Here is a 9,270-nt window from a genome sequence, read left to right as displayed (position 1 = left end):
GCCCGGTCGCCCGGCCGCCCCCCCCGGGGCGGGGGGGGGCCGGGGCGGGCGCGACGGCCCGGCGCAGGGCGTACCGGGTGCCGGCCGGGAGGCGGCGCAGCAGCTCGGCCAGCAGGCCGGGGCGCTGCGAGACGGCGGCGGTCAGATAGGCGCCGAGGCCGGTGCCGAAGCCCTGGATCTGGGCCTCCAGCTCGGCCATGGTGCGCCGGTGCCGGTGCCAGACGACGGCGTCCGGCCGGTACGCGAGGGTGTGACCGGCGACCAGGACGCGCAGGAAGGCGAGCAGGTCCTCGCCGCCGCGGGTCGGCGTACCGGCGCCGGTCGCCGGGTCGAAGCCGCCGAGGTCGCGGATCACGGTGGTGCGGAAGGCCATGTTGGCGCCGGTGCCGAAGCGGCCGGCGGCGAAGGGGAAGAGCGGGTCGCGGCCGGCCGTGCGCGTCGACCAGTCCCGGGGGGCGAAGCCCTTGCCGAAGCCGCAGTACCGCTCGAAGACGGCCTGGGCCTCGGTGTCGAGTTCGGCGGGCACCACGAGACCGGTGACGCAGGAGACCCGGGGGTCGGCCCGGAAGGCCCCGGCGAGGGCGCTCACCCAGCCGGGGTCGGCCAGCGCGTCGTCGTCGGTGAAGGCCACGTACTCGCCCCGGGCGGCGGACAGGCCGCGGTTGCGGGCCCGGGCCAGGCCCGGCACCGGCTCGCGCAGGTACCGCAGCCGGTCCGGCCCGAGCGTGCGGATCAGCCGTTCGGTGGCGTCGTCCTCGGGGGCGTTGTCGACCACCAGGAATTCGGTGGCCGGGTAGTCGGTGCGCAGCAGCGCGCTCAGGCTGTCGCCGAGCAGGGTGGGCCGCCCGCGGGTGCAGACGACGACGCTGACCAGGGGTGCGCGGGCGCCGGGGGGCGGCGGGGCGGGGGCCGCCGGCCCGGTGTCGAGGTGGCGTTCGGCCGCCTCGACGAGCCGGCGGCGCAGCCGCCCGGCGTCCGGGCCGGCGTCCGGGCCGGCGTCCGGGCCGGCGTCCGGGCCGGCGTCCGGGCCGGCGTCCGGGACCGCGCTACCGTCGGGACCTGGCCGGTCGGCGTCGACGGCGACCAGGCCGAGCGGTCGGCCGGCCCGGCGGACCAGGGCCACCACGGGCCCCTGCGGGCGGACCGGGGCCGTGAAGCCGGGCCGCCACGGCCCACCGGGCCGGTCGAGATCGAGTTCCACCACCTGGGCGGGCGCCCGCAGGACGGTGGTCATGACGCACCTCCGGTGCGCGGGCTCCGCTGGCGCCACACGCTGATCAGATAGCCGAACGGCCCGACCAGCAGCCCGCGGAACTCGCGGCGCCCCAGCCGCAGCAGCGCGGCCTCGCCCTCGGCCGGCCCGCAGCGGGCCCGGTGCCGGCGCACCCGCTGCCAGCGGCGCAGACCGGAGGGGACGCGCCGGACGAGCGTGGTGAGCAGCCCGGGCCGGTGGGCGACGGCGGCGGTCAGGTAGGCGCCGAAGCCGACGCCGAAGTTGAAGACCTGCCGGGTCAGCGCGTCGCCGGTGCGCGGGTGGCGGTGCCAGACGATGGCGTCCGGCTGGTAGGCGACGGTGTGGCCGGCGTCGAGCATCTGGAAGAAGGCCAGCAGTTCCTCGCCGCCGCGGGCGGGCGTACCGGCGCCGGTCGCCGGGTCGAAGCCGCCGATGCCGCGCAGCAGGGCGGTCCGGAAGGCCATGTTCGCCCCGGAGCCGAACCGGCCGACCGAGAACCGCATCAGCGGGTCGTCCGGGCGGTCGCGCAGCGACCAGTCGCGGGCCGCGAACCCGCGGGAGTAGCCGCCGTACTGTTCGAGTGCGGCCTGGGCCGGGGTGTCGAGTTCGGCGGGCAGCACGAGGCCGGTGACGCAGCCGATCCGGTCGTCCGCGCCGAACGCCCCGGCCAGCGCGCCGACCCAGCCGGTGTCGATGATCAGGTCGTCGTCGGCGAACGCCACCACCTCGCCGTGCACCGCGGCCAGGCCGCGGTTGCGGGCCCGGGCCAGGCCCGGCACCGGCTCGCGCAGGTACCGGACGCGGTCCCGGTACCGCGTGGCGACGAGGCGTTCGGTGGCGTCGCTCCGCGGGGCGTTGTCGACCACCAGGACCTCCACGTGCGGATAGCCGGTCCGCAGGAGCGAGTCGAGGCAGCTCCGCAGCTGCTCGGTCCGGTCGCGCGTGCAGACCACCACGCTGACCGTGACCGGGCCCGCGGGCACCCGGGCGCGGCCGACCCGACCGGGACGCGCCGCGGGTGTCGCGGTGGACAGGGCGGGAACCGGGAGTTCCCGGTGGGCGACGTCGACCAGCGCCCGGCGCAGCGCGGCACTGTCGCCCGCTGTTCCGGTGGCCGTGACCAAGCCGAGCGGGTGTCCGTGCAGCCGCACCAACGCCAACACGCGGCCGACCGGGTCGACGGTGCCGAGACCACCGGGCGAGCGCAGCTCGCTCGGATCGTCCAGGTCAAGGTCGACGACGCGGACGGGGGTGTAGAGCGAGTCGCGGGCGGCGGAGCGCGGGCAGGCAGCTGCGGTGCGCCGGTCGGAGCCATTCATCGTTGCTCCCCCGCGGAGGCTGCCGCCGAGGACCGGGCGCCGGGACGCTCGGTGATCAGGGTCCTCAGCACCCGGCGGCCGTCGGAGACGGCGTGCAGGTGGGATCGACCGCTGCGGCGGGGGAGTTCCAGGCTCGGCACCTCGGCCATCCGCAGTCCGGAGCGCAGCGCGTGCGCGATCATCTCGGCCTCGATCTCGAAGCCGGAGGAGCGCAGGTCGAGCGCGTCCAGGAAGGAGCGGCGGAAGGCGCAGTAGCCGTAGCACAAGTCGGTGAGGCTCGCGTCGTAGAGGCGGTTGACCACGGCGAGCAGCGCGCGGTTCCCGAAGGAGCGGACCTTGGTGAGGTCCAGCGAGCCGCCGCCGGCGATGCACCGGGAGCCCTTGACGAAGTCGAAGCCGTGGTCGAGGAAGTGGAGGAAGTGCGGGATCTCGCCGGGCCACATCGAGCCGTCGGCGTCCATCATGACGATGTACTCGCCACTGGCGGCGGCGAAGCCGGTGCGCAGCGCGTTGCCCTTGCCGGGCCCGCTCTGCTGGACGCTGCGGACGGTCGGCAGGCAGTGCCGGGCCATCGGGACGGTGGCGTCGTCGGAGGAGCCGTCGACCAGGATGACCTCGTCCACGCAGCGCGGGATCTGCTCGAACACCCAGGGGATGTTGCGGGCCTCGTTCTGGGCGGGGACGACCAGGGTGACGCTGTGCCGACTGGCGACGCCGTCCCCGGCCCGGCGCATCGGCCGACGGGCCGGGGCCCGGTCCTCGGCGCGGCGCATCGGCCGTCGGGGGGCGGCCCGGTCCTCGGCCCGGCGCTGCGGCCGGCCGTCGTGGTCCGGGGACGGAACGACGTGGGGGGGCAGGGTGGTGCTCATCGGGGGCGGCCTCTCGGAGGGAGGAGGCGGCGGGCGGCGCCGGGCACGGCGCGGCCCCTGTGACGGGGCGGGCCCGGTGCGCGACGCGGGGGTGCGCGGGGCGGGGCCCCGGAGGGAAGTCCCCGGGGGGACGGCCGAAACGGTGGGGAGCGGCTGAGGGCGGCCCGGTCGGGGGGTGCGCCGCCGGCTCCCGGGCGCCGAAGCGCCGGTCTGTCGAACTGGCCGAATGTGCTTCCCGCACCGGAGTGCGGGGTGTGCCAGGGCCTCATCGTGCCCAGGTGACCGCCGTCACGTCAAGTAGTTTGTCCGGATTTTGCCTGGTTCGTCGGGCCGGATTCTGCCTGGTTCGTCGGGCCGAGGTGCTCCCCTGGTTCGTCCGGCGGTGCCGGCGGCACCCGCCCGGGCCGGCCGGTCAGCCGACCGGCCGGCCGCCCGGCTCCTCGGCGATCCGGCGGGCGATCTCGGCCGGTCGCACCGGCCGCCCGAAGTGCCAGCCCTGCGCCCAGTCGCAGCCGATGCCGCGCAGCCGCTCGGCGTCCCGGAGGGTCTCCACGCCTTCGGCCGTGACCGTCAGGCCCAGCGCGTGCGACATCGACACCAGGCCGCTGACGATCCGCCAGCCGGTGGCCGCGTCCTTGGCCGGGTCGTGCAGGTCGCCGACGAAGGAGCCGGCGATCTTCAGCCCGGAGACCGGCAGGTCACGCAGGTAGGCGAGGTTGGACCAGCCGGTGCCGAAGTCGTCCACGGCGAGCGAGACGCCCTGGTCGACCAGCCCGTGCAGGGTGCGCAGCGCCTCGTCCTCCGGGCCGACCACGGTGGACTCGGTGATCTCCAGCTGGAGCCGGGCCGGGTCCAGCCCGGTGGAGTCGAGGATCCGGCCGAGATCGGTCACCAGTGCGGCGCTACGGGCCTGACGGACCGCCAGGTTGACGTTCAGCTGGGGCGCGTCGTCGCCGAACCGCTTGATCCAGTCGGCCGCCTGGCCGCAGGCCTGCTCCAGCACCCAGCGGCCGAGCGGCATGATCAGGCCGGTCTCCTCGGCGGTGGTGACGAACTCGTCCGGGCCCAGCACGCCCAGCTGCGGGTGGCGCCAGCGCACCAGCGCCTCGACGGCGGCGAGCCGGCCGTCGGCCAGCGCGTACAGGGGCTGGTAGTCGATGAAGAACTCGCCGCGGTCGAGGGCGGCCGGCATCCGGACCGAGACCGCGTAGCGGCTGACCGCGCGGGCGTTCTCCTTGGGGTCGAAGAGCGTCCAGCGGCCGCGGCCGGCCTCCTTCGCCCGGTACAGCGTCAGATCGGCGGCGCGGACCGCGGCGCCCGGCGTGGTGGTCGAGATGCGCCGCTCCAGCACGCCCACGCTGGCCCCGACGGCGAGCTTGTGATCGCCGATCAGGACCGGCCCGGCGAGCGCCTTCAGCACCGTCTTGGCGGCGGCGACGGCCTCCTGTTCGCCGCGGCAGTTCTCCAGCAGGACGACGAACTCGTCGCCGCCGAGGCGGGCCACCAGGTGGCCGAGCGGGGTGAGGGCGGCCTTCAGCCGGGCGGCGACGGCGGCCAGCAGCTGGTCACCGGTGTCGTGGCCGAGGCTGTCGTTGACCACCTTGAAGCCGTCGAGGTCGACGTAGCAGAGGCCGAAGCGGGCGCCCGGGTCCGGCTCCTCGAAGAGCTTCTCCAGCCGCTCGAAGAAGGCGGCCCGGTTGGGCAGTCCGGTCAGCGGGTCGTGGGTGGCCTGGTGGCGCAGCCGCTCCTGGAGCCGGTAGCGGTCGGTGATGTCCTCCAGCATGGCCACCTGGTACTGCGGCCGGCCGTCGTCGTCCCGGATCAGCGAGACCGTGAGGTGGGTCCAGACCACCTCGCCGTCGTGCCGGTAGTACGGCTTGTCGACCTGGAAGTAGTCCCGCTTCCCGCTGATCAGCTCCTCGTACGCCTCCCAGACGCCGGGGGTGTCCTCGGGGTGCACGAGGTCGCCGACCCGGCGGCCCCGCATGTCCTCCGGCGCGGCCCCGAACAGCTCCTGGAGCGCCTTGTTCACCGCGAGGATGTTGCCCTCGGTGTCGCCGATGCCGATGCCGATCGCCGCGCTCTCGAACAGCGCGCGGAACCGCGCCTCGGAGGCGCGCAGCGCCCGCTCGGCCTCCCGCCGGGCGCTGTCGGCGGCGGTCCGGATGGCCTCCTGCTCGCGCAGTGTCCGCTCGCGCAGGGCGGCCGCCCAGCCGGCCGCGAAGGCCCCGCAGAGCGCGGGCCCGCGGTCGTCGGCCGCGGGGTGCTCCTGGAGCAGTTCGAGGGCCCGGGCCAGCACCACCGGGTCGGTGAAGTGGGCGTCGACGAGTTCGGCGCCCGCCCGGGCGGCCAGCCCCGGGTCGAACGGCTCGCCCAGCTGGGCGCGGTGGAGCAGCGCGGCGGTCCGGGAGACCAGCCTGCCGAGCAGGCCGGGGTGGACCGCCGTGCCGTGGTCGCCGGAGAGCAGCCGCGCCCAGTCCTCGTGGAACCGATCGGCGCTGCCGGGTGCCGGCGCTTCGTTCACCGGCGGAACCCCACGCCCGCCATCCCGGTCATCCGCTCGGGGTGCCGGCCGACCGCCTCCGGCTGCTCGGGGCGCCACTCGGGGAGGTAGACCACACCGGGCTCGACCAGCTCGAACCCCGCGAACATCGCGGTGATCTGCTCGCGGGTGCGCATGGTCAGCGGGGTGGGTGTCATCCGGTACAGCTTCTGGTGGTCCTCGGCCTGGTCGGGCCGGCCCTCCAGGGAGGCGTGCGAGAGGATCAGCGCGCTGCCCGGCGGGAGCGCCTCGCGCAGCACCTCCAGCAGCTTCCACGGATCCTCGGAGTCGCTGACGAAGTGCATGACGGCGACCAGCAGCACGGCCACCGGCTCACCGGGCGCGAGCAGCGCGGTCACCTCGGGGCGGCCCAGCAGGTCGTCGATGTCCCGGACGTCGGCCTGGACGACGGAACAGCCCTCGTCCTCCGCCAGCAGCAGCCGGCTGTGCGCGACGGCGACCGGGTCGCGGTCGATGTACACCACCTCGGCCTCGGGGCGGATCGCCCGGGCGATCTCGTGCACGGTGCCGAAGGTCGGGATGCCGGAGCCGATGTCCAGGAACCGGGTGATGCCCTGCTCGGCGGCGAACTGCACGCCGCGGCGCAGGAAGGCCCGGTTGGAGCGCATGATCTGCGGCAGCTCCGGCCAGAGCGCGATCGCCTGGCGGGCCATCTCCCGGTCCACCTCGAAGTTGTGCGACCCGCCGAGGTAGTAGTCGTAGACCCGGGCGGCGTTCGGTTTGTCCAGGTCCGTACCTTCCGGTACCCAGTTCGGTCGCCGCATCCTCGGGACTCCTTCATTCCGGTTCCGGTGAACCAGTCGCCCCGTGGGACTGCTGGTTCTGATGAGACTACAAGCACACAAGATCCTCCTCTGCACGCCGAACGCGTGCAAGCGGAATCGCCCCGTCCTGCCGAGGGCGCGCCCCGGCCGGAGAATGGACCCGATGGCCGGACGGATCGAGGACTACGCCCTGATCGGCGACCTGCAGACCGCCGCGCTGGTCGGGCGGGACGGGTCGGTCGACTGGCTCTGCCTGCCCCGGTTCGACTCCCCCAGCTGCTTCGCCGGGCTGCTCGGCGACCGGCAGCACGGCGCCTGGCGGCTCGCCCCGGCCGGCGGCGCGCGGTGCTCCGCGCGCCGCTACCGGGGCGACAGCCTCGTCCTGGAGAGCGACTGGCACACCGCCGACGGCACCGTCCGGGTGACCGACTTCATGCCCCAGCGCGGCCGGGGCGGGCAGCGCTCCCCGCAGCTGATCCGGATCGTGGAGGGCGTCGAGGGCAGCGTCCCGGTCCGCGGCGAGCTGCGGCTGCGGTTCAACTACGGCCGGATCGAGCCGTGGGTGCGCCGCACCGGCCGGCACCGGGTCGCCGTCGCCGGGCCCGACTCCGCCTGGCTGCGGGTGCCGCCCGAGGTCCACACCTACGGAGTGGACGGCGTCACCGTCTCCGACTTCACCGTCACCGCCGGCAGCCGGGTGCCCTTCGTCCTCACCTGGCAGCCCTCCCACCTGCCCACCTCCCCGCGCACCGACCCGGAGGAGGCCCTGCTCGCCACGCTGCGCGACTGGCAGCACTGGGCGGCCGGCTGCCGCTACCGGGGCGAGTGGCGGGAGGCCGTGCTGCGCTCGCTGCTCACCCTCAAGGCACTCGCCTACGCGCCCACCGGCGGGATCGTCGCCGCGCCCACCGCCGCACTGCCCGAGCGGATCGGCGGCACCCGCAACTGGGACTACCGCTTCTGCTGGCTGCGCGACTCCTCGATGACGCTCTCGGCGCTGCTCCGCGGCGGCTTCCGCGACGAGGCCGCCGCCTGGCGCCGCTGGCTGCTGCGCGCCATCGCCGGCGACCCGGGCGACCTGCAGACCGTCTACGGCGTCGCCGGGGAGCGCGTCCTCGGCGAGATCTCCGCCGACTGGCTGCCCGGCTACGAGGGCTCCCGGCCGGTCCGGTTCGGCAACGCCGCCGTCGACCAGCTCCAACTCGACGTCTACGGCGAGGTGGTGGACACCCTGCACCTGGCGCTGCTGGCCGGCCTGCCGATGGAGCGGCACGTCTGGACGCTGTTACGGGCCCTGATGGCCTACCTGGAGCAGCACTGGCGCGAACCCGACGAGGGCCTCTGGGAGGTACGCGGCGAGCGGCGCCACTTCGTCCACTCCAAGGTGATGTCCTGGGTCGCCGCCGACCGCGCGGTGCGGATGGCCGAGGCCACCGGGCTGCCCGCGCCCGTGGCCCGCTGGCGGGCGATGCGCGACGCCGTGCACGCCGACGTCTGCGAGCACGGCTACGACCGGCGGCGCGGCGTCTTCGTCCAGCACTACGGCGGGCAGGGCCTGGACGCGGCCACGCTGTTCGTCGTCAAGTGCGGCTTCCTGCCGCCGGACGACCCGCGCGTGGTCCGCACCGTGGACGCCGTCCGGGACGGCCTGGACCACGGCGGCCTCGTCCTGCGCTACCGGACGCACCGGCACACCGACGGCCTGCCCGGCGGCGAGGGCGCCTTCCTGGCCTGCTCGTTCTGGCTCGCCGACGCGCTCGTCGCCACCGGGCGGCGGGCCGAGGCCCGCGACCTGTTCGCCCGGGTGGTCGGGCTCGCCAACGACCTCGGCCTGCTCTCCGAGCAGTGGGACCCGCGCGCCCGCCGCCAACTCGGCAACACCCCGCAGGCGTTCACCCACGTCGCCCTGGTCAACACCGCCTTCGAACTGTCCGAGCCCGCCTAGGGCTCCCCCGGCCCCGGGGTCGGTGGAGCCGGTCACCGGAGGTCCGCCCCCCCGGGGCCGGGCCGGAGGCCCTAGAGTTCGGCCGTGGACCTCAACCACTACCGGTTCCGCCACGTGTGGCGGCTGGCCGCGCCGCCGGCCGCGGTGTACGCCGCGCTGGAGGACGTCCCGGGCTACCTGCTCTGGTGGCCCGAGATCCGCGCGGTGCGGCGGTTCGGCCCGGACGACGGCGAGGCGGTGGTCCGGGCGCTGCTGCCGTACCGGCTGGTGATCGGGCTGACCGTGGTGCGGCGCGACCCGGTGGCCGGCGTCCTGGAGGTCGCGATGCGGGGCGACCTGGTCGGCTGGTCCCGCTGGACGGTCGGGGCGGACGGCACCGGCGCCCGCGCCCTGTTCGAGGAGGACGCCCGGCCCGGGCACCCGCTGCTCCGGCGCCTCGCCGTGCCGCTGCACCCGGTGTTCCGCGCCAACCACGCCGTCATGATGCGCCGCGGCCGCCGCGGCCTGGCCGCCCACCTGGCCCGCCGGGACCCGGGCGGCCGGGCGGGCGGCACGCCGGCCGACCGCCCGGCGTGA

The 9,270-nt window shown here is 75.7% G+C and carries 7 protein-coding genes; 2 read left to right on the top strand and 5 right to left on the bottom strand.

Annotated features, from left to right (window positions below; genetic code table 11):
• The 5 genes from ABZ497_RS30970 to ABZ497_RS30950 all read right to left on the bottom strand — a co-directional run.
• On the bottom strand, positions 1 to 1,234 hold a 1,234-nt coding region (locus tag ABZ497_RS30970; protein ID WP_359809958.1), incomplete at its 3' end, for a glycosyltransferase family A protein.
• On the bottom strand, positions 1,231 to 2,553 hold the full coding sequence (locus tag ABZ497_RS30965) for a glycosyltransferase (protein ID WP_359809957.1): 1,323 nt from the start codon (positions 2,551 to 2,553) through the stop codon (positions 1,231 to 1,233). The genes ABZ497_RS30970 and ABZ497_RS30965, both read right to left, overlap by 4 nt.
• Positions 2,550 to 3,422 (bottom strand): glycosyltransferase family 2 protein, encoded by an 873-nt coding sequence (locus tag ABZ497_RS30960; RefSeq protein WP_359809955.1) that lies wholly within the window; start codon positions 3,420 to 3,422, stop codon positions 2,550 to 2,552. Before ABZ497_RS30960 ends, ABZ497_RS30965 begins: the two co-directional genes overlap by 4 nt.
• 412 nt (positions 3,423 to 3,834) lie before the next feature.
• Complete coding sequence (locus tag ABZ497_RS30955) at positions 3,835 to 5,946, bottom strand: EAL domain-containing protein (protein WP_329490672.1); 2,112 nt, start codon at positions 5,944 to 5,946, stop codon at positions 3,835 to 3,837.
• Complete coding sequence (locus ABZ497_RS30950; RefSeq protein WP_329490671.1) at positions 5,943 to 6,749, bottom strand: SAM-dependent methyltransferase; 807 nt, start codon at positions 6,747 to 6,749, stop codon at positions 5,943 to 5,945. The genes ABZ497_RS30955 and ABZ497_RS30950 overlap by 4 nt, the downstream gene beginning before the upstream one ends.
• Before the next feature lie 163 nt (positions 6,750 to 6,912).
• Here ABZ497_RS30950 and ABZ497_RS30945 point away from each other — a divergent pair, with 163 nt between their 5' ends.
• Together ABZ497_RS30945 and ABZ497_RS30940 are read left to right on the top strand one after the other, a co-directional pair.
• Positions 6,913 to 8,694 (top strand): glycoside hydrolase family 15 protein, encoded by a 1,782-nt coding sequence (locus tag ABZ497_RS30945; protein WP_359809953.1) that lies wholly within the window; start codon positions 6,913 to 6,915, stop codon positions 8,692 to 8,694.
• Between the two features lie 84 nt (positions 8,695 to 8,778).
• Positions 8,779 to 9,270 (top strand): SRPBCC family protein, encoded by a 492-nt coding sequence (locus ABZ497_RS30940; protein ID WP_359809951.1) that lies wholly within the window; start codon positions 8,779 to 8,781, stop codon positions 9,268 to 9,270.

This window comes from Kitasatospora sp. NPDC005751 (genome assembly GCF_040630835.1).
Lineage (GTDB): Bacteria > Actinomycetota > Actinomycetes > Streptomycetales > Streptomycetaceae > Kitasatospora.
This window is presented reverse-complemented; position numbering and strand designations above follow the sequence as displayed.

Excerpts from the sequence above, each read along its gene's own strand:
- ABZ497_RS30965 (WP_359809957.1), bottom strand. The coding sequence starts at position 2,553 with ATGAATGGCTCCGACCGGCGCACCGCAGCTGCCTGCCCGCGCTCCGCC.
- ABZ497_RS30960 (WP_359809955.1), bottom strand. The coding sequence starts at position 3,422 with ATGAGCACCACCCTGCCCCCCCACGTCGTTCCGTCCCCGGACCACGAC.
- ABZ497_RS30950 (WP_329490671.1), bottom strand. The coding sequence starts at position 6,749 with ATGCGGCGACCGAACTGGGTACCGGAAGGTACGGACCTGGACAAACCG.
- ABZ497_RS30945 (WP_359809953.1), top strand. The coding sequence starts at position 6,913 with ATGGCCGGACGGATCGAGGACTACGCCCTGATCGGCGACCTGCAGACC.